Genomic DNA, 21,385 nt, shown 5'->3' with positions numbered 1-21,385 from the left:
TAAGATCGTTAAAAATTCCCCAATAATAAAAACCACCTCCCTGAGTGAAGCGTTATGCGAAAATTTAACTATATTATGAAGCCATTTGTTCTTGGTATTATGGCTTTGTGCTCTTTCAATGCGATATCTGCCAGCGTAGTACCGGTATTTTCTCCAAATACTATAGGTGCAGATTCAAACAGTAAGTTGACTTTAACGCTGACCAATTCAAGCGGTACTAGTGAACGAAACTTATCATTTTCAGCAAGTTTACCTAGTAATGTTGTTGTTTCTACGCCTTCTATTAGCACGACAACTTGTGGAGCTAGTGCGGTTTTATCTGCAACTGATGGCGGTAATAGCTTCAGTTTATCTAATGGGGAATTGGCAAATGGTGCATCGTGCCAAGTAACTGTTATGACTACGAGCAGTGTAGTCGGAACGCACACATTTAACATGCCCAGTATTGTTATTGGGTCAGCTTCAAGCTCGCCAGCAGCAACAGATTTGATTATTGCAACTGATAGACCATCTATTAGTTTTTCATTAGATAAATCTACTGCTGTTGTAGGGGAAAATATTCGCGCAACGTTAACATTTGATAATAGCTTAGTTAGTGATTTATTTGCTAATTTGTCTGCTGATTTTCAATTGCCTAACGGGCTAACTGTTTCTGATTTCCCAGATACTAGCAATGATTGTACAGCATTTAGTGCAGGCACAGTGAGCTCACCAGGAGATGAGTCATTTTCGGTGTCCGCACTAAGTGTTGCGGCAAATTCTACCTGTTCAGTCAGCCAAAACCTAAAGGCAAGTAAACCTTACTCTGGAAACATTGTTTCTTCTAGTATTATTGGCTTTGCGGGTGGTTTTACATCTAAAGAGTTAGGCTTCGTCGCAGACCAAATTGCTATTAGTCGACCTGCATTAAGTATGAATGTTGCGGCTCCGATATCTCCGGGGCAAAGTTCTCAGTTACAATTTACATTAATAAACTATGAGCGTTCCCAGTCTGCTTCAGATATTGACTTCAGTGTTGACTTAAGTGCAACATCGATAGCAGGCATAACATGGAGTGCCACTGAACTTACAAATGTATGTGGTAATGGAGATTTATCAGGAAATAATAGTGGCGTAATTACATTTTCTAATGGCTCTCTGAGTGCAGAAGAAAGTTGTACATTTAGTGTTGATATTCATATTCCAGATGCTTCTACTCCAGGGGCTTATACTTTAAACTCTAGCACTGTTTATGTTGATGGTTTTGATAAGGGTACAGCGAAAGCAGATTTAATTGTTGTTGGGGCACCTGTAGCTGAACTTCGCTTTACTCAAAGTGGTAGCCCTGTATCAAGTGTGGCTGCTGGTGACACGGTTGGAATCGAGTTTACATTCACGGATACAAGCAACTCTTCAGTCACTGATTTACAGGCAATATTAGAATTAACTGGTCCATTACCATTCCCTATTAGCGCTACCTTACCGCCAACGCCGAATCCTGCTTGTGGTGCGGGGTCATCAGTATCTCTCATTTCTTTAGGTACAGAACGACAAGGGTTAAGTTTATCTGGTGGTAGTTTATCCGCAAATTCAAGTTGTACATTTACAGTTGATATCGCAATACCTGATGGGTTAGAAACAAGTGTTTTAAATTATACAATGACATCTGCGTCCGCAACGGTTAGCTCAGAAAGTGTTTTAATAAATTTACCAAGCTTTTCACTTAATGTGGTTGGTGCGCCGAGTTTAAATGTGGAGATGCCAAAAGGTGTTTTAGGCGGGGATCTATCCAACGCTGTGTTTACTTTATCTCACAGGGATATCAGTCCAGCTAGCGCAACAGATATAAGCTTTACGTTGGATTTAGAGTCAGTTTTGACAGGTTTAACTGCTGCGAATTTACCTTTGACTGACATCTGTGGTGTGGGTTCATCAGCAACAGGTTCTGTGGGTGATTCGCTAATAACTGTGACAGGCGCGCAGTTAGCTCCAGACTCAAGTTGTAATTTTAACGTTGCATTAAATATTCCGAGTAATGCTACGCCGGGAGAGTTTAATGCCACAACGTCAGCTGTAACAGCTAATGTGGGGAGTCTGAGTGTTGTTGGGAATACAGCTAGTAGTGAATTAGTTGTAACAGGGCTTGAAGGAACGTTGGAATTCTTATCGTCGGCTATCCCTGGGGGCACTGTAACAGCGCGTTACACCTTTAACAATGTAGGCCCGACAGATATAACAAACATGTTTTTCTCACAATTGTTGTCGGACATCGTGTCGGGTACAAACTATTCGGGTGGAACCGTAAATGATTTATGTGGAACAGGTTCTTCTTTATCAGGTACTACAAATTTAGTTTTTACGGGTGGAAATATTTCAACTGGGCAAAGTTGTACATTTGATATCGAATATAATATTCCAGCAGCGGCTGCAATAGGAGATTATGCTGCGCGAACAGGTTCTGTATCTTACAACGTTGGGTCCGCAGTAGTTACAAACCCGTTATTGGCATTATTAAGCATTGATACGCCTATTCAAGTCATTAACGAATTTACAGAGCTGTCGGTTAAGGACAGCGATACCGCAATTTTAGAATACACACTAACGAATACGGGATCCGCGCCATTAACCAATATTGCCTTTACAGATAACTTCGCGTCAGCATTATCGGGCGCAACAGCGGTCATCACTTCTGTAAATCAGTGTAACGGCGCATTATCAGGTACATCTACCCTGAGCTTTAGTGGTGGTTCGATAGCTGTTGGAGAATCGTGCACAATTTCTGTTGGTGTTGCAGTGCCAGATGTAAGTAGTCAAGTAATTTTAACAACGACGTCATCTACGATTTCAGCTGATAGCAATAGTTTAGCGGTTACTGCTGACGGAGTATCTGCGAGCATCACCGTTGTTGATAGTGCGCTAGATATCGTTACTAGTATAGGTTCTCCTAGTGCTTCTAAAACCAATACTGGTCCTATTTTGTTTCCGGTTTCTTTCACTAATGCTGATCAAGTAAATTTATCTTCGAGTGGGGTATTGTTAACTCAAACAGGAACAGCAAGTGCCTCAATTAATGTTGTTGACGGTAATACATCAACGCCTACGGTTGAATTATTTAATATAGTTGGTGATGGTTCTCTTGCTATAAAAATAGGGCAGGGGGTTGCGCGAAATAGTGCTGGTAACTCAATTGAAACACCGTTATCTCAAGTTGTTAGTATTGATAATATCAAACCAAGCATCACGCTTAGCGCTAGTCAAAATGGTAATACGTTAAATAATCTAACCCCTTTTGTTGTAAATATTAATTTTGGCTCAGATATAGATGCGTTGGCGTTAGTCAAGTCTGACTTTACTCTTGTAAATGCAACTGCATCTGACTTTACGATAAATGACGGAAACAATGCTGACATCACATTTACTCCATTGGCTGACGGACCTGTAAGTATTTCGTTACCAGTTAATAAAATAGTTGATAGTGCGGGAAATGGTAATGATGCTCAGTCTGTAGGTTTTACTTCTGACAATACGAAACCAACGCTAACGATTACTTCCGCAAGTGAGTTTGTAAGCGGTGCATTTTTCGCTAATATTGAATTCTCGGAAATCGTTTTCAACTTCGATGTTAACGATATAGTTACTTCAAATGCTACTTTATCGGGTTTTACAGGTAGTGGCTCAAGTTACTCTGTATTAGTTACTCCGGTAGCACAAGGTGATGTGACATTGGATGTCGCGGCTGATTTGGCTCAAGATGCAGCAATGAATGGTAACCAAGTTGCGACACAGTTTAATGTTAGTTATGACACTTCTGCGCCGACGGTATCAATTACTGCGCCAACTGTATTACAAAATAGTACGTTCTCGGTAGATATAGCATTTAGTGAAAATGTAATTGGATTTGACATATCAGATATAAATGTAACAAATGCCAGTTTATCTAATTTGATAAGCACTAGTAGTAATTATTCTGTAGATGTGACGCCGCTTAGCGATGGTTTAGTTACGTTAAATATTGCTGAAAGTGCTGCAACAGATTTTTCAGGTAATGGCAATACGGCTTCTAATAGTGTTTCAGTTACAGCAGATGTATCGCGCCCAACTGTACTATTGACTACAAAAGACGATGTTGTCGTTGGGTTATTTGATATAACCGCTGAGTTTAGTGAATCTGTCTCGGGGCTTGATGTGAGTGATATTGATGTGACAAATGCATCAGTTGTTGGCATCACAGCAATTACAAACAGTTTGTACGGTATCCAATTACGACCTAATGCTGGAGGTTTGATTTCTGTTAGGATTACAGATGGAGCCGTGTTGGATAATGGCAATAATAGTAACTTAGCGTCTAACTTATTAGAAATCACATATGTTGATGATCGGGTTGATGTACAGTTATCTGCGCCCGAACGTGTGAACACTGCTTTTGAACTAACGATTGATTTTAATGGCGCGGTTACTGGATTTGAGTCTTCTGATATTTCAGTTAAAAATGGTCAGTTAAGTGATTTTAAAACATTAAGTAATTCAAGATATTCGGTGACGGTTACGGGCGTTGAAAAGGGAGAAATCATACTTGCAGTGCCGCAAAACGTTGCGTTTGATGAATTTGGCATTGGTAACTTAGCTTCTCTACCAATCACTGTATTATACGATAACTCAGTGCCAGTTCCTCAAGGTTTTACACCAGAGAATGATGGTGAGGCAATATCGATTTACACGCAATTTAGCGTTGTATTTAGTGAAGATGTTTCATTGGCTAATGGTGATATTACGCTTGTTAATACTAGTGATAACTCGACTTTCATAGCATCGCATAAAGCAGTAAATGGTGATGTTCTTGAGTTCACCTTTGATACTAATTTGGCTGTTCAAACTCAATATCAGGTTATTTTGGAAGCTGGCTTAGTTGAAGATGCATTTGGTAATCGTTCCGATGTATTCAGTAATTGGTTCTTTGTAACTGGTAATAGCGCTCCAATCGCGAATGATGATAGCGTAATCGTTAAAGAAGATAGCGCTATTGTGATTAATCTATTAGTAAATGATAGTGATGCGGAAGGGGAGCTTGATCCAACGTCAATTGAATTTACTCAACCAAATAACGGGACGGTTTCAATTAATAGCGACGGTAATGTTGTATACACACCGAAACCGAACTTTAATGGTGATGATGCTTTTAATTATTCAGTTGCTGACAGTGAAGGTGTTCGTTCTAATCTCGCTAGCGTTGCAATTACAATTGAAAGTATTAATGATACACCTCAATTTGACTCAGTTGCTATTACTGAAGTCATCGTAGGCACTAACTATCAATATGATGTGGTTGTATCGGATGTCGATAACGAAAGCTTGACTGTTAAGGCTTTGGTGAAACCTGAGTGGCTTTCCTTTGAAAATTTAGTGCTATTTGGTTCTCCATCCAACCAGGATATAGGGCAATCGTTTGATATCATTCTTGAAGTAAGCGACGGAGAGTTGGTTACGGAACAAGTGTTTAAAATTGCAGTGGTAGAGTCTGAAACATCAAGTTTGGCTATTACTCAAGCGGTGGATGTAACTTCTATTATTGCAAATAGTGCGTTTGTTTTGAGCGTGGATTTGTCTAATAGCTCAGAGCAAGCAGTTAACTTTGATAGTTTAACTGTTGAGTTACAAGGAGTTCAAATTACCGAGGTGCCCGAAACTTGCTCTGTTGATTCATTAGTTGTTGAATGTAAGCTTTTAACACCAATAGCTGCAAAAAGTACTGAAACATTGAAATATACTTTGCTTGCTGGCGAGGCTGGAGAATTCGTCTCTGAAGCTCAGTTGAAATTCAGTGAAAACTCTTTAAAGCAAAGTACTTTCGCAAAAGTAATTGTCGACGAATCAATCGATGAAGTTGGTCTGCCGATTGATATTACTGGCGTAAATAACTTTGCGTTGGGGGATATGAACAACGACGGAACATTAGATCTTATTTTTGCTGGCAACAAAACTAGCGCAATCTACATTAATCAGGGTAAAGGTAAATTCCAGTTAGGAGCAGAAATATTAAGTTCTGAAAACATTTTCGATGTAGCTATTTCGGATTTTAATAGCGATGGCTTAAATGATATTGCGTTTGCGTCAGATTCAAACTTTGGCTCTGGTATTTGGTTTAATAGTGGTGATTTAACACCAAGCAGTGTTCAAGTCGTATCAAGGAATACGAGTAAAGCGGTGTTTGTATTTGATATTAATAATGATGCGCAAAATGACCTTGTGTTACTTGATGATTCGCAGGTTGGGTTTAGTGTGTTTACCCAACCTTTCACACCAGTTTCGAGTCAAATTAAAAGAGATGGTATAGCTTCCTTTAGTTCAGAGCAGCAATTAAATGATTTAGCCAGTGCGGACCTTAACGGCGATGGCTTGATTGATTTAGTATTAGCAATTTCAAATGAACAGTTGCAAGTTTGGATGCAATCACCGCAAGGAGAGTATACGAAGAAAGAGCTCTCATTTAATGATGCAACTAAGGTGCAAGTTATCGATCTATACGATGATGGTGTAGTTGATATTGTTGCCTTGAATGAGCACGGTGTATTTGTATTTGATAGCGAAACAGGTTTAAAAGAGCAATTATCGAGCGTTGCATTTATTGATATGCAATTTGTAGATATTGTCGGTGATAACCAAGCAGAGCTATTACTACTATCTGCTTCAGGTGATACGACTTATTTCACTCTAACTAATAATGGTTATGAATTATCCAAATCTGTTGTAATCACAGAAAATGCAATTCAGTTAGCTGTAGCGGATATTGATGGTGATCAAGATAAAGATATTATTACATCATCTAGCAATGGAAGCAGTGAAATTCGCTATAACCAAGGAAATGGCAGATTTGGGTTACAAACAACAGATTTGAGGCTTACATCTAGTGACTCAACATTTTCTGGTCAGCAGGGTGATAGCGTGGACTTCATCTTTGAGTTATCAAACCAAGGTTTGGCAGGGGTGTCTGATATTCAGTTAGCATTATCATCTACCGGTATTTCTATCGATTCTATCACCAGCGAGTTTCTTGTGTGTGAGCAAACTGCAGAAGGTTATGTGTGTCGAGGTGCTACATTATTTGATGTCGGAAATACTGAAACAATTCAGATATCAGTGAAGCTTGAAAGCGTTGGCGTGGGTAGTCTTAGTGCTGAACTGAGCAGTGAGCGAGTTGATGACGATGTAAGTAATAATAGCTCTGATATTATGTTTACTGTAACTTCGAAACCAGTTGTTGTAGAGCCTGTTAAGAAGAAGTCTTCCGGCAGTTTGTTTGGGTTGTTAATTCTCCTTATTGCGTTACAACTGATAAGGTTACAGTCTATAAGACCTGGAAAGTATTGAAGTTCACTTGTAAACTACTTTCAATATAAAGGAGAGTAGTTTTTGAAAGTATTACATATAGGGAAGTATTACTTCCCTTTTTTTGGCGGTATTGAAAAGGTAACGCAGGAACTCGTTGAGAATGAGGTGTATTCTGAAAGTGTTACATCATGTGTTTTAGTGCATCAACATTTAAGCTCGCTACATACTAGTTATGAAACGATAAATAATGTTGAGGTACGAAAGGTGGCCATTAGTGGGGTATTTGCGTATGCTCCAATAGCCCCAACCTTTCTCTATGAGTTGAATAAAGCAATTGATGAGTTTCAGCCTGATATTATTCACGTACAAATGCCTAATCTATCGGCTTTCACTTGTTTATTATCTTCTAAAGCTAAAAAAATTCCTTGGGTTATACATTGGCAGTCTGATGTCATAGGTGCGGTTCCTGATTTTAAAATCAAGTTACTCTACCCTTTTTATCGAATATTCGAAAAAGCGTTATTGAAACAATGCCAAAAGATTATAACGACATCTCCCCCCTATTTAGAATACAGCTCGGCGCTGGCTGAATATAAATCTAAATGTTCAGTGATTCCGATAGGTATAAAAGACTCTGTAGACGCTAGTTTATCGCCACAGCAAAATAACGGCTTAAGCTTGTTAATGATAGGGCGATTGACCTATTACAAAGGCCACGAGCTTATACTTAAAGCTTTATCACAATTTACTGATGAAAAGGTTACACTTACAATCATCGGCTCAGGAGAGCTTAAAGAAAAACTTGTTGGACTGGCAAATACTTTGCAACTCAATGATAAAGTAAATTTTTTGGGTAGCGTAGATGGAGAAACGCTAGCAGCGGAGTTGGTCAACACTGATTTATTGTGTTTACCATCAATAGAAAAAACAGAGGCGTTTGGTGTTGTGTTACTTGAAGCCGCAATGCATGGTAAGCCTGCTTTGGTTAGCAATGCTGAAGGCAGTGGAATGTCTTGGGTTGTTCAGGATGCTCAAACGGGCTTTGTTGTTAAAAGTAATAATGTTGATGCAATTGTTCAGAGCTTAATAAATGTTATTAGTAATAAAGAGCAACTAAAATCTTTGGGAGTAAATGCGAGAACACGTTTTGAGCAAACCTTTAATTTGAACGTTGTCGCAAAGCAAATAATTGATGTGTACCTGACTTGCTTGAAAAGGTAACACTACACTTGTTGATTAATATCGTTTAGACTTGCTCTTTGAATAATTTGGGTAAGTGAATACCGTTAATGTTAATTGTTATACCTGCACATAATGAAGAAGCTACCATTGAAGATGTTGTTTTAGATTTAAAAAGTCATGGGTATAACGAAATCCTTATCGTTGATGATGCAAGTACAGATGCCACGGCATCAATTGCTAGAAAACTAGGGGTTAAAGTGATGTCGCTTCCGTACAACATAGGAGCATGGAAAGCGACGCAAGCTGGCGTCCGTTATGCGAATAATCGAGGGTTCACTCACCTAGTTACTTTCGATGCCGATAGACAGCATTTAGCAAGTCAAATTGGTGTTTTGGTTGATAAACAACGGTCAAGCTCAGCTAATCTAGTTATCGGTTCCTGCCCGTCTAGAGGTTCTTTAGCACGGAAAGTAGCATGGAGCTTATTCAGAACTTTGTCAGGTGTAAAAGTCGAAGATTTAACTTCAGGTTTTCGACTTTATGATCGTCGTGCAATTGAAGTTTTAAGCAAAGCAGAGGCTTCATTACTGGAGTATCAAGATGTTGGTGTTTTACTTCTTTTAAAAACATTTGATATTTCTAAAGCCGAAGTTCACGTTAAAATGGAAAAAAGACAATCTGGTATATCTCGGATTTTCTATTCTTGGTGGGCCGTGACATATTATATGGGCTATACGACCATGTTATGCTTAAGTAAAATAGCCAAAAAAACGCACCTTATTCCAACTCAAGTAAAAGATTCATAAATGGAATTTTATCAATATTTCACGGCAGCTTTAGCTGTCGCTTTCTTTATATTCGTTATTTTATTAATTCGCCGTGATTCCATTCTTATGGGGGCTGCTTTTCGCTGGCTTATTTTAGCTATGTCCATTGTGGTGTTAGGTGTATTCCCTCAAGTGGCAGATATTGCCGCTGGTTGGGTTGGCATTGCTTACTCGCCAATTTTACCGGTTATTCTCGCGTGTCTATTACTAATGTTAAAAGCGCTTATTGCGGATATTGAACGAGCAAAAACGCAAGTTAAAATGGACAGGATTGCGCAAAAACTCGCGATGGTTGAAATGGAACTTGAGCAGTTAAAACAAAACAAGCGAGCTGGGTCTTAGTATTTGTTTCCAATTGCGTACTAAGGTTTATCTATGAATAAAAAGTTATTTGCATAATGTGGCTTAGCTCTACAAGATCTGTTTTATTTTTAAGTGCATATCATTATGAACTACGACGTATTTAACGGTGATGCCGATGGCATTATCGCTCTTCTTCAATTGCAGCTTGCAAACCCTACTGAAAGTAAAAAAATTACTGGTGTAAAACGCGATATTCAATTGCTTAAACAGGTAGATGTTAAGTCAGGTGATAAAATTCGCGTGCTCGATATCTCAATGGAAAAAAACATGGAAGCGCTTAATAAGTGCTTAGATGTTGGTGCAGAAGTATTTTATGTTGATCATCATCGTGCAGGCGATATTCCAACAAGCGATAAATTAGAAGCGCATATCGATTTAGACGCCAATACTTGTACAAGCTTGATTGTCAGTAATTTACTCGATAAGCAATATCATCTTTGGGCTATTACTGCAGCGTACGGTGATAATATGATTGCTACTGCCGATGCAGAGGCAAGTAAACTCGGATTAACGCAAGAGGAAAAAGACAAGCTAAAAGCGTTAGGGACTTATATTAACTATAACGGTTATGGGAGTTCGATTGAGGATTTACATTTTCACCCAGAAGCGTTGTTTGAACTATTGCTTGATTCCCCATCACCTTTGCAAGTTATAGAGCAGAAAGATTCGATTTTTTACCAATTAGAATCGTTATATGAAGCCGACATGGCAAAGGCGCAAACTGCGCAAGTGATGTATGAAAGTGATGCGGTCAAAGTTATTTTATTGGAAGATGCACCATGGGCAAGGCGTGTGAGTGGCGTTTTAGGTAATGAGCTCGCAAATCAATCACCAAATAAAGCGCATGCGGTACTCACTCACCATAAAGAGTCGGGCTATACTGTGAGTATTAGGGCGCCATTAAATAATAAACAAGGTGCAGATAAAGTAGTTACTCAATTTGCGACCGGTGGTGGGCGAGCAGCAGCAGCTGGAATAAACCAACTAAGTGAAAGTGAACTCACACGATTTTATCAAGTATTTGGCGATTATTACTCATAACGTTTAAGGATTTAACAAATGACGGTACTGGTTACTGGTGGGGCGGGATATATTGGTTCGCATACTGTAGTTGAGCTTTTGCAAACGAATTTTGATGTTGTTGTAATTGATAACTTATCAAATTCATCCGAAGAAGCGTTAAAGCGTGTTCAGCACATCACAAATAAGTCAGTAACATTTTATCAAGGTGATATTTTAGATTCTGAGCTGTTAGATTCAATTTTTACTAAGCATAGTATTGATAGTGTTGTTCATTTTGCAGGGCTAAAGTCTGTGAATGAGTCTATTACCATGCCGCATAAGTATTATGAGAATAACGTTCAAGGCACGCTCAATCTGCTCGCAGCAATGGATAGAGCAGGTGTTAACAAATTAGTCTTTAGCTCGTCTGCAAATGTTTATGGTACGCCAGAATCACTACCTGTAGTTGAAACCGCTCCGGTAGGGGGAACAAGTAACCCTTACGGAACATCTAAATACATGGTTGAACGTATTTTACAAGATTTAGCCGCATCAAATGAAAAATGGCGTTTTGCAATTTTACGTTATTTCAACCCAGTAGGTGCGCATAAATCAGGCCTGATTGGTGAAGATCCTAACGATATTCCAAACAATTTGTTGCCTTACATTTCACAAGTCGCTATCGGTAAATTAGCTTGTTTAGGCGTCTTCGGTGATGACTACAATACGCCCGATGGTACAGGTGTACGTGACTATATTCATGTGGTTGACCTTGCACTTGGCCATCTGAAAGCGCTTAGCAAGTTAGAATCAGCTAGTGGGGCGTTAGTGTATAACTTAGGCACTGGTAATGGTTTCTCTGTACTTGAGATGATTAAAGCGTTTGAACAAGCATCTGAAAGAGCCGTTAAGTTTGAAATAAAGCCACGTCGTTCGGGAGATATTGCGATGAGTTATGCAAACCCTGAAAAAGCTAAAAAAGAATTAGGCTGGGTAGCACAGCGCGGGCTAGACGATATGATGGTTGATGCATGGCGTTGGCAAAGTCAAAACCCTAATGGTTACGCTGACAACTAATTAATAAAAAGGATGCTTACGCATCCTTTTTTAATGACGATTACTTGCTACCACCCAAAGGGAACAAGTCATTGATCTCATTTGGTAAAAAGGGTCTACCTTTTTCATTTACTGATGTGCCAATAACAAGTGCCTCTACAGCTACTTTGTTATCTTTTTTTCTCACTACACGTTGGCGAAAACCAAATTTTAGTTTTGAAATGCGTTCTGGGCTCACTTCAACATAAAACTCGTCGCCCGGTTGCAATGAAGTTTTAAAATCAATTTCACTGCGTATTACCACCAAGTTAATTTTATCGGCTGCTAGTTTGGCAAAATCGACATTGTTGGCATATAAAAACTCGTGGCGCGCATGTTCTAGGTAATTAAAATACACACCGTTGTTTACAATGCCTTGTAAGTCACATTCGTAATCTCTTACTTTTAGTTCTATTCGAAAGGTCATAAATTGGTACTCAAAATCTTTTTTAGCAGTTTACCTAAATCTTTGATTAAAGAGGTATGACTTATGCTCTCAAATACGAACTTTTCTCGCTTACACAATTAACTTCTTATAAACTATGCGGCAATTACTATGTATCAAAGATGGGATGCCAAAGTGAAAACCAGCTTAAAACTCGTTTCTGCAGCTATTCTCGCGTCAATTTCAGCAACCAGTGTTGCTAATCAAGAACCAGACAATATTGAAGTTATTACTGTTACTGGTGACTTTAAAAAAGAAAATATCCAAACGTTAAGCGCAAGTGTGCATGTACTTGGAGAGCAAGATATTGCAATGCGTAATGCCGTGCATTTGGATGAAATGCTAAATACGGCTGCTAACGTTAATTATACGTCTGGCGCATCGCGTGGACGTTTTATTCAAATTCGTGGTATCGGTTTACGATCGCAGTTTGTTGACCCGATTAATCCATCAGTAGGGTTATTAATTGATGGTATTAATTACTCTGGTTTAGGCGGTGCGGCGTTGTTGTTTGATACACAGCAAGCTGAAATTTACCGCGGCCCTCAGGGAACGCGTTTTGGTGCAGACGCTCTGGCAGGCATGATCCATATTGATACAAGCGAAGCTACGACAGATGCGCGCGCTAAGTTGCAGCTCGGTGCCGGAAATTACAATTCCTATAACTTAGGTATTGCTGCTGGTGGCGGTATTGATGATGTTGTTGGTATGCGTGCTAGCGTGTACCAAAATAGCTCAGATGGTTATGTTGACAACATTTACTTAAATGAGTCTACCCAAGATCAAGATGAACTGGTTGCACGTTTTAAAGCAAAAACAGATTTCAGCGATGTGTTTGTCAGCGAATTGAATTTACACTATATCGATATTGAAAATGGTTATGATGCCTTTACCCTCGATAACTCACGTAAATCAGTAGCTGATCAGCCAGGGCAAGATAACCAGGAAAGTTACGGCGTTAGCTGGCGTAATAATTTTTCAGGTTTTGATAGTTTTGATATCAATTTCAATGTTAACGCGCTTAATGCTGATTTATTGTATAGCTACGATGAAGATTGGGTATGCAATGACCCAGAAGAAGCTGAGTTATGCAGTGCGGGTCTTCATTCTTGGGGCTATAGTTCGACCGATGCGTATGATCGAGATCGTAAAGACCGCTCCGTTGAATTAAATGTGCAAAGCAAAGAAGGAACTTGGATTGGCGGCGTATATTATCAAAGCAAAGAAGTTGACTTAACACGCGCTTATACATGGCAAGCACAAGACTTTGAGTCAAATTATCAAATAGATAATATTGCTGTATTTGGTCAATTGGAAACACGCATTGATGATCGTACGGTTTTGATTACGGGCTTGCGTGCAGAAAATTACCAAGGTGATTACTTTGATAACAATGGCTTTTTAGAATCAGTTGATGATTCAATGGTAGGCGGAAAGCTTGCACTTGAGCACCAAGTAAACCAGCAAGCGATGATCTATACCAGCCTCACAAGTGGCTACAAAGTGGGTGGCATCAATGGTGAAGCACTAGCAAAAGCGCGAGATGAAGGCGTAGATCAAAGGTTCTTTGAAACCATTAAATATTTTGATCCAGAGTATTTATGGAGCGGTGAGTTTGGCGTTAAAGGCACGTCTAAAGATAAGCGACTGGTACTTCGTTTAGCTGCGTTTTATATGTACCGCGATAATATGCAAGTTAAAGCGTACAAAGAATACAAAGCAAACGAGGCTTCAGAACCTGTGTTTGTGGGCTATTTCGATAACGCAGCTAGTGGCCGTAACTACGGTATTGAAATCGATGGACGTTATCAGTTAACTGACCGCATAAGCTTAAATGGTGCGGTAGGTTATTTACGTACCCGTATGGATGACTTTGTTAATGCTGATGGCGAGAGCAAAGATGGCCGCGAACAAGCACAAGCACCACGCTACAACTATGCATTCTCGGCGCGTTTCGATGCAACGGAAAATCTATACGTAAATTTAGGCATTGAAGGTAAAGATGACTACTACTTCTCAGATAGTCACGACTCAAGGGCTGAAAGCGTAAATCTGGTTAATGCTAAAATTGGTTATAGCCGAAATGCATGGGAATTAAGCGCTTGGGTACGTAATATGTTTAATCAAAATTACGCAACCCGAGGTTTTGAGTTTGGTAATGACCCACGTGACTTTTACGAGACGCACACTTATGTGCAATTTGCTGAGCCGCGCATGGCAGGCGTAAGTTTTACCTATCAGTATTAATTCAATTATAAGTAATGTGTTTGGATTTCAGAAGCGGCCGTTAAGCTCTTCTGAAACCTGAAACCTGAAACCTGAAACCTGAAACCTGAAACCTGAAACCTGAAATCAAAAGCTATGAAATTATCTGTAGAAATTAGTAAATACCCGTTGCACCAAGATTATATTCCATTTATCAAAGGGTTTATTGACCGTTTAAACGCGAACGCAAACCTAGAAGTGATTACTAACACAATGTCTACTCAGGTGTTTGGTGAGTACGATGAGGTAATGAACGCAGTAACGCGCGAAATTAAACGTTCTCACCAAGAGTTTGGCAAGGCTATTTTTGTGTGTAAATTTATTGGTGGTGATTTATCACCTAATAAAGAGGTGTAAATGGAATTTTTATCACAAGCCTTAAGCGGTTTTACAGCAATGAGCTATTGGGAATATATCGCGGTAGCGCTTGGTCTTGCTTACTTAGTGTTTGTGATGAAAGAAAGCTTGTGGGCTTGGCCCTGTGCCTTTGTAAGTACCTTTATTTACACTCTGCTATTTTGGAACGGTGCTTTATTAATGGAGTCATTGCTGAATTTTTATTATTTGGCAATGGCGGTTTATGGTTTCTATTGTTGGAAAAATGGTAAAGAAAAAAAAGAATTACCCATCTCAAGTTGGCAGTTTAATACCCACCTTATCATTATCACGGTAACCAGTTTAATTGCACTAGCCTTGGGTTATGTGATGGATAACTACACGCATGCAGATTTTGCTTACCTAGACTCCTTTACTACCTGTTTCGCGGTAATGACTACTTACCTAGTTGCCAAAAAGGTACTTGAAAACTGGCTTTACTGGCTAGTGATTGATGCGGCATCTATTTATCTGTATCTGCAAAAAGGGTATTACCCAACAGTTGTACTATTTGCGATTTATACTGGTATGGTGATTTGGGGCTATTTGCAATGGCGCCAGCATTTTCAGCTGCAAAGAGAGTTGGCTTTTGCTTAATCAATGCCAAGACTATCTAGTTAAACTTGGTTTAGAGTTTGTAGCTAAAAAAGCGCTTTATCTTACTCAAGGCGTTAATAACACCTGTTTTCGGGTTGAAACCCAGTGTGGAAAAACTCTGCTATTAAAGCATTTTGATCGTGAAAATAACTTTAAAGTGACTTTAGTTGAGCAGCATTTAGCAAAAGAAAATGTTGTGCCAAACGTTATAGCGACTAGTGAAAAACACAAACTTATTGCTTATCAGTTTATTGAAAGCGTAGAGTTTAATAAACCGCTCCACCTTCAATCGTTAGTAGCAAAGTTAGTTGTTTTACATAATTTGAATAGTGATTACGATTATGAAGAGATAAATCTAAGTACACTTTTTAGTAGTTACACTGAGCTAGCAGAATATAAAAACTATCAAACAACAATTAATCAATTACTTGCGAAGTTAAAAAATTACCCATATGAACTTGGCGTGTGTCATAACGACTTAGTGCGAGAAAATCTAATATTTTCAAATAAAACGAGTTGGTTAATCGATTTTGAGTATGTGGGACTTAATGATGTTTACTTTGATTTGGCGGCGCTTTGTAGCTCACTAGCACTTAACCTCAGTGACAAAAAATATTTGTTAGCCTGCTATTATAAGCTACCAAGCGTGTCGTTACAGCAATTAGAAAAGCTAGATTTATATCAGCAGCTTTACAACTTAATTTGTTACTTGTGGTATTTAAAGCATGGCTTTATCAGCCATGCTTTAGCGTTAAGACCGTTTATAAACGATTAAATACCACCAATACGCTCAGCTAATTCTTTATAGCGTTTAACGTCATCTTCGTTAAATTTTGCGTTGCCCGCATCGTCTTTTTCAGCAGCAATTAGCAAGCTCTCACGCTCTAAACGACGGACGCGTTCTTCTTTTACGCCAAGAAATTCTGCAACTTGTTCTGTAGTCATTAATGCCATTTTGTTCTCCTAATACTTAGGCATGCTTCAAGTGAATCTTTTAATTAAAGCGTTTTTTATTAAAAAATGCGAGTAAATTACAACTTAATTGTAACTATCTTGTTGATATATTAGCCAAGTGAGTTTCTATTCGCTGGTAATTAGGTAGTTTAGCCATTATTATTATCGCCGTGCTCTCGTGGTGAAATGGATATCACGTGGCCCTCCGGAGGCCGAGTTCTAGGTTCGATCCCTAGCGAGAGCGCCAATTTTTATTTGGCACAGTCAATTACTTCTCCATTGGTCTTATCAGCTTAATCTTTTATTGCGTCGCTTAGCATAAACACATAGAATTCAATCGTTACTTGTCGGAGTGCCTTTTACTTTTTAAGTAAAACTAAGGCTGAGATCGCATAAGCGGGATCCGTGAACCTGAATAGATTAGCATCTACGTAGGAAACAAGCAGCTTGGTGGCAAGCGTTTGTTTGCCATTTGGCAAAAAACCTTTTCACTGTTGTCTTAATTATATTAAGAACTGCCTCCTAGGCGCTGTGTGCGCTTCAATCATCACGAACTTTGGCAAGACCGTCACTCGATTTAATTATTTAAAGGTGCGTCATGTCACAAAGTAATACTAAGCCAGCAAATCAAATGAGCCGTCGCGAAGCGCGACAAGCAGCATCTGATTATATATACAACCTAAAAACTCAGCCATTTCCTAATTCACAGAAAATTTATGTGGAAGGTGAAAACCCGGGCGTACGCGTTGGTATGCGCGAAATCACGTTAAGTGATACTTTCGCTGGTGGCACAGAAGAAAACCCTATTTTTGAAAAGAACGAGCCAGTACGCGTTTACGACACATCAGGCCCTTATACCGATCCGAATGCAGAGCTTAATGTTGAAGTTGGTTTACCAAAATTCCGTCAAGCGTGGATTGAAGGTCGTGATGATACCGAAGAGCTAGAGTCGGTAACCTCACAATACACTCAGCAGCGTATGGCTGATGAAGGGTTAGATCACTTACGTTTTGAGAACTTACCAAAAGTGCGCTGTGCTAAAGCGGGTAAAAACGTCACGCAAATGCATTATGCACGTCAGGGAATTATCACACCGGAAATGGAATACGTTGCGATTCGTGAAAATATGGGCCGTGAAAAAATTCGTGAAGAAATTTTAGCGCAGCAACACAAGGGCGAATCGTTTGGTGCAGAGCTACCTGATTTTATTACGCCAGAATTTGTCCGTGATGAAATTGCACGCGGCCGTGCGGTATTACCAAATAATATTAACCACCCTGAATCTGAGCCGATGATTATTGGTCGTAATTTTTTGGTTAAAGTAAATTCAAACATTGGTAACTCGTCAGTATCAAGCTCAATTGAAGAAGAAGTTGAGAAGCTTGTATGGTCAACTCGCTGGGGCGCAGATACGGTAATGGATTTATCGACAGGCCGTTATATTCACGAAACACGTGAATGGATTGTGCGTAACTCGCCAGTACCAATTGGTACCGTACCAATTTATCAAGCGCTTGAAAAAGTAAACGGTGTAGCAGAAGACCTAACTTGGGAAATCTTCCGCGATACGCTAATTGAACAAGCTGAGCAAGGGGTGGATTACTTTACTATTCACGCGGGTGTTTTACTTCGCTATGTACCAATGACGGCAAAACGTGTCACAGGTATTGTATCGCGTGGTGGCTCAATTATGGCGAAATGGTGTTTAGCGCACCATAAAGAAAACTTCTTATACACTCACTTTGAAGAAATCTGTGAAATTTTAAAGCAATACGATGTGTGTTTCTCACTCGGTGATGGCCTGCGCCCAGGTTCGGTGGCTGATGCAAACGACGAGGCGCAATTCTCAGAGTTACGTACTTTAGGTGAGCTGACCAAAATTGCTTGGGAACACGATGTGCAGGTATTCATCGAAGGCCCAGGTCATGTGCCAATGCACATGATCAAAGCTAATATGGACGAGCAGCTTAAGCATTGTCACGAGGCGCCGTTTTATACCTTAGGCCCACTAACCACCGATATTGCACCGGGTTATGATCACTTCACATCGGGTATTGGTGCTGCGCAAATTGCTTGGTACGGCACTGCAATGCTGTGTTATGTAACGCCAAAAGAGCATTTAGGCTTACCAAATAAAGATGATGTTAAAGAAGGTCTAATTACTTATAAGATTGCAGCGCATGCAGCGGATTTAGCAAAAGGTCATCCAGGTGCACAAATCCGCGATAACGCCCTTTCTAAAGCGCGCTTTGAGTTCCGTTGGCACGATCAGTTTAACCTAGGTTTAGACCCTGAACGCGCGCTTGAGTATCACGATGAAACCCTTCCGCAAGAGTCAGGCAAAGTTGCACATTTTTGTTCAATGTGTGGTCCTAAATTCTGTTCGATGAAAATCACCCAAGAAGTGCGTGATTACGCGAAAGACTTAGAAAGTCAGGGCGTAGATATTTCTGATGCGAATGCAATTGAAATCAAAATGATTGATGTTGAAGCAGAAATGAAAGCGAAATCAGAAGAGTTTAAATCGGCAGGTTCTGAAATTTATCAGAAAGTATAAATCAGCAATAAGCAGTCAGAATTCAGTAAGTAAACGTGCTGAATTCTGACACCTATTTAACTGCTTGGGCGTATTATGACAGCAACTTCACAGCGAAAAAAAATAGCGATTTTAGGTTACGGTTTAACGGGGCGCTTGTCGGCATTGCAGCTTTATCAGCAGCATCAAGTATCGGTATTTGAGGCAGGTAAAGTTAGCGGTGAACAAAGCGCAGGTTTTGTTGCTGCAGCCATGCTTGCGCCATTGGCTGAATCGGTATTATGTGAAGCTGAATTAGCAGAGCTTGGCTTGCAGGCGATACCGCTGTGGCAGTCGATCCTTGAATTGTTAGATGAGCCGGTGTTTTTCCAACAACACGGCAGCCTAGTCGTTGCACATCAGCAAGATAAAGGTGACTTAGAGTCGTTTGCGAATCGCTTAAAGCCGCTGGCAGAGCAAAGTGCTAAGCCGCTTAATAGTACGCAGCTTGCAGAGCTGGAGCCAGCACTTGCAGGGCGCTTTCACCAAGGTATTTACTTACCATGTGAAGGGCAGCTTGATAATCGTGCGTTTTATTCGGCAAGTTACCGACAAGTAAAAGACAAGGTCACTTTCTTTGAGTCGTTTTCAGGCAATATTAACGAAAACCACTTTGATGTGATTTTGGATTGCCGAGGCTTAGGCGCTAAACCTGAGCTTCAAAACCTTCGCGGTGTACGCGGTGAAGTGGTGCGCTTATATGCGCCTGAAGTGTCGCTTAATCGTCCTGTGCGCTTAATGCATCCGCGCTATCCGATTTACATTGTGCCAAAGCCTAATCATGAGTTTGTAATTGGCGCGACAGAAATTGAATCGCAATCAACAAAGCCAATGACGCTGCGTTCAGCAATGGAGTTGTTGTCAGCTGCATACACAGTGCACAGTGGCTTTGCTGAGGCCGAAATACTGGAAATGCAAGCAGGGCTAAGGCCAAGCTTGCCGGATAACCGTCCACTGGTTGAAAAGCAAGGCAAGCGTATTGTGATTAATGGCTTGTATAGACATGGTTATTTACTGGCGCCAAAAGTGGTTGAAATGGCGCTTGAGCAGATGAACTAAGAGTGCAAAATGAATTTAATAATTAATGGCGAAAAGCGCGATGTTGAAAGCAATACGACGTTGCTTGCTTTGCTATCGCAGTTGGGTGCTAGTGAACCCTACGCGGTGGCGGTAAATCAAAGCTTTGTGCCACGTGAGCAATGTGAAAGCGTCACCTTGGCTGATGGCGATCAGATTGAAATTCTCTCGCCAATACAGGGGGGCTAATGGATAAACCGCTAACTATTTATGGCCAAACGCTGTCGAGCCGTTTATTTATTGGCTCAGCCTTGTACCCATCTCCTGCAGTAATGCAGCAGTCAATTAAGGCATCGGGTGCAGAGGTGGTGACGGTATCGTTGCGCCGCCAAGGAACTCTTGAAGCTGGTAATGACTTTTGGCAATTAATTAAAGATACAGGTCTTAAAGTATTACCCAATACCGCAGGGTGCCACAGCGTGCAAGAAGCCGTAACCCTTGCCAAAATGTGCCGCGAAGTGTTTCAAACAAATTGGATCAAGCTTGAGCTTATTGGCGATGAGTACAACTTACAGCCTGACCCGATTGGTTTACTTGAGGCGACAAAGCAACTAATTGATGACGGTTTTGACGTTTTACCTTATTGCACCGACGACTTAGTTATTTGCCAAAAATTAGTCGATTTAGGTTGTGAAGTGCTAATGCCGTGGGGCGCGCCAATTGGTACTGGTAAAGGGTTGTTAAATCCGTATGCGTTAAAAACCATTCGTGAGCGTTTACCCAATACCACATTGCTTGTAGATGCAGGACTTGGCTTGCCTTCACACGCAGCAACCGCAATGGAAATGGGGTATGATGCGGTACTATTAAATAGTGCGGTAGCGCAAGCGGGCGACCCAATTGCAATGGCAAAGGCATTTTCACTTGCGGTAGACGCAGGCAGAATCGCTTATGAGGCCAAAGCAATGCCTGAAAAAGAGGTTGCTAAACCGTCAACCCCGACAATGGGCATGCCCTTTTGGCATCAGTAATAGGGTAGAGAAAAAAGCGTTCAGATTTCAGATGCTACACTCATTGAGTGTGCTTTAGATAACTTAAGGAGTGAGTTATGAGATTTGAAAGTTTAGCGGTTTGGCAGCGGGCTTGTCGTGTTACTTGCGAAGTCTATAAAGCGATGGCCTTGTGCAAGGATAATGTATTAAAAAATCAAATAACGCGATCAGCGCTTTCGATACCTTCAAATATTGCCGAAGGTGAAGAAAGAGAAACCATTAAAGATATGGTGCGCTTTTATGTGATTGCAAAGGGTTCAGCAGGTGAGCTCGTAACGCAGTTATACCAATTCTGTTAAGTATGTGATCAGGGATAGCGCTGGATAAATGA

Annotated in this window: 17 protein-coding genes, 1 tRNA gene and 1 riboswitch; of the genes, 16 read left to right on the top strand and 2 right to left on the bottom strand. The window is 40.3% G+C overall.

Going from position 1 to position 21,385, the window contains the following annotated elements:
- Positions 1 to 54: 54 nt before the first annotated feature.
- The 6 genes from C2M30_RS06060 (at position 55) to galE (ending at position 11,756) form a co-directional block, all read left to right on the top strand.
- A complete protein-coding gene (locus C2M30_RS06060; RefSeq protein ID WP_105171010.1) occupies positions 55 to 7,344 on the top strand; it encodes a DUF7933 domain-containing protein in 7,290 nt (2,429 codons plus the stop codon).
- A 42-nt stretch (positions 7,345 to 7,386) separates the two neighbouring features.
- Positions 7,387 to 8,526 (top strand): glycosyltransferase, encoded by a 1,140-nt coding sequence (locus C2M30_RS06055; RefSeq protein WP_105171009.1) that lies wholly within the window; start codon positions 7,387 to 7,389, stop codon positions 8,524 to 8,526.
- Between the two features lie 68 nt (positions 8,527 to 8,594).
- Positions 8,595 to 9,293, top strand: coding sequence for a glycosyltransferase family 2 protein (locus C2M30_RS06050; RefSeq protein ID WP_105171008.1), 699 nt, complete (start codon positions 8,595 to 8,597; stop codon positions 9,291 to 9,293).
- The gene (locus C2M30_RS06045) at positions 9,294 to 9,656 is read left to right on the top strand and encodes a DUF2304 domain-containing protein (protein ID WP_100912597.1); all 363 of its coding nucleotides are present in this window, start codon (positions 9,294 to 9,296) and stop codon (positions 9,654 to 9,656) included.
- Positions 9,657 to 9,761: 105 nt separating this feature from the next.
- Positions 9,762 to 10,718: an acetyltransferase gene (locus C2M30_RS06040; protein ID WP_105171007.1), complete on the top strand. Its 957-nt coding sequence runs from the start codon at positions 9,762 to 9,764 to the stop codon at positions 10,716 to 10,718.
- A gap of 18 nt (positions 10,719 to 10,736) precedes the next feature.
- A complete protein-coding gene (galE, locus tag C2M30_RS06035; RefSeq protein ID WP_105171006.1) occupies positions 10,737 to 11,756 on the top strand; it encodes a UDP-glucose 4-epimerase GalE in 1,020 nt (339 codons plus the stop codon).
- 40 nt (positions 11,757 to 11,796) lie between these two features.
- On the opposite strand, the gene C2M30_RS06030 is transcribed toward galE, so the two are convergent.
- Positions 11,797 to 12,201 carry an acyl-CoA thioesterase gene (locus C2M30_RS06030; RefSeq protein ID WP_105171005.1) on the bottom strand — a complete coding sequence of 135 codons (405 nt, stop codon included), beginning with the start codon at positions 12,199 to 12,201 and terminating at the stop codon, positions 11,797 to 11,799.
- 129 nt (positions 12,202 to 12,330) lie between these two features.
- On the opposite strand from C2M30_RS06030, the gene C2M30_RS06025 reads away from it, so the two are divergent.
- The 4 genes from C2M30_RS06025 (at position 12,331) to C2M30_RS06010 (ending at position 16,231) form a co-directional block, all read left to right on the top strand.
- Positions 12,331 to 14,466, top strand: a complete 2,136-nt coding sequence (locus tag C2M30_RS06025) for a TonB-dependent receptor (RefSeq protein WP_234004689.1) — start codon at positions 12,331 to 12,333, stop codon at positions 14,464 to 14,466.
- Between the two features lie 114 nt (positions 14,467 to 14,580).
- A complete protein-coding gene (locus tag C2M30_RS06020; RefSeq protein ID WP_105171004.1) occupies positions 14,581 to 14,841 on the top strand; it encodes a hypothetical protein in 261 nt (86 codons plus the stop codon).
- A complete protein-coding gene (pnuC, locus tag C2M30_RS06015; protein ID WP_105171003.1) occupies positions 14,842 to 15,456 on the top strand; it encodes a nicotinamide riboside transporter PnuC in 615 nt (204 codons plus the stop codon).
- Entirely contained in the window at positions 15,449 to 16,231 is a 783-nt protein-coding gene (locus C2M30_RS06010) for a phosphotransferase (RefSeq protein ID WP_158683333.1), read from the top strand. Before pnuC ends, C2M30_RS06010 begins: the two co-directional genes overlap by 8 nt.
- Here C2M30_RS06010 and C2M30_RS06005 read toward each other — a convergent pair.
- Complete coding sequence (locus C2M30_RS06005; RefSeq protein ID WP_010561097.1) at positions 16,228 to 16,410, bottom strand: helix-turn-helix domain-containing protein; 183 nt, start codon at positions 16,408 to 16,410, stop codon at positions 16,228 to 16,230. The two genes, C2M30_RS06010 and C2M30_RS06005, sit on opposite strands and share 4 nt — an antisense overlap.
- Positions 16,411 to 16,582: 172 nt before the next feature.
- Here C2M30_RS06005 and C2M30_RS06000 point away from each other — a divergent pair.
- The 6 genes from C2M30_RS06000 (at position 16,583) to C2M30_RS05975 (ending at position 21,353) form a co-directional block, all read left to right on the top strand.
- Positions 16,583 to 16,657, top strand: a tRNA-Arg gene (locus tag C2M30_RS06000).
- 91 nt (positions 16,658 to 16,748) lie between these two features.
- Positions 16,749 to 16,865, top strand: a riboswitch (TPP riboswitch).
- Positions 16,866 to 17,008: 143 nt separating this feature from the next.
- Complete coding sequence (thiC, locus tag C2M30_RS05995; RefSeq protein WP_100912604.1) at positions 17,009 to 18,967, top strand: phosphomethylpyrimidine synthase ThiC; 1,959 nt, start codon at positions 17,009 to 17,011, stop codon at positions 18,965 to 18,967.
- A gap of 75 nt (positions 18,968 to 19,042) precedes the next feature.
- Entirely contained in the window at positions 19,043 to 20,044 is a 1,002-nt protein-coding gene (locus C2M30_RS05990; protein WP_105171001.1) for an FAD-dependent oxidoreductase, read from the top strand.
- 9 nt (positions 20,045 to 20,053) lie between these two features.
- Complete coding sequence (gene thiS, locus C2M30_RS05985) at positions 20,054 to 20,251, top strand: sulfur carrier protein ThiS (protein WP_105171000.1); 198 nt, start codon at positions 20,054 to 20,056, stop codon at positions 20,249 to 20,251.
- Complete coding sequence (locus C2M30_RS05980) at positions 20,251 to 21,033, top strand: thiazole synthase (RefSeq protein WP_105170999.1); 783 nt, start codon at positions 20,251 to 20,253, stop codon at positions 21,031 to 21,033. The genes thiS and C2M30_RS05980 overlap by 1 nt, the downstream gene beginning before the upstream one ends.
- A 77-nt stretch (positions 21,034 to 21,110) precedes the next feature.
- Entirely contained in the window at positions 21,111 to 21,353 is a 243-nt protein-coding gene (locus C2M30_RS05975) for a four helix bundle protein (protein WP_105170998.1), read from the top strand.
- Positions 21,354 to 21,385 lie beyond the last annotated feature (32 nt).

Origin of the sequence: Pseudoalteromonas sp. T1lg24 (assembly GCF_002964745.1) — a bacterium.
In the GTDB taxonomy this organism is placed as follows: Bacteria; Pseudomonadota; Gammaproteobacteria; order Enterobacterales; family Alteromonadaceae; genus Pseudoalteromonas; species Pseudoalteromonas spongiae.
The sequence above is the reverse complement of the archived record's forward strand: the minus strand, read 5'-3'. Positions and strand labels throughout refer to the sequence as shown.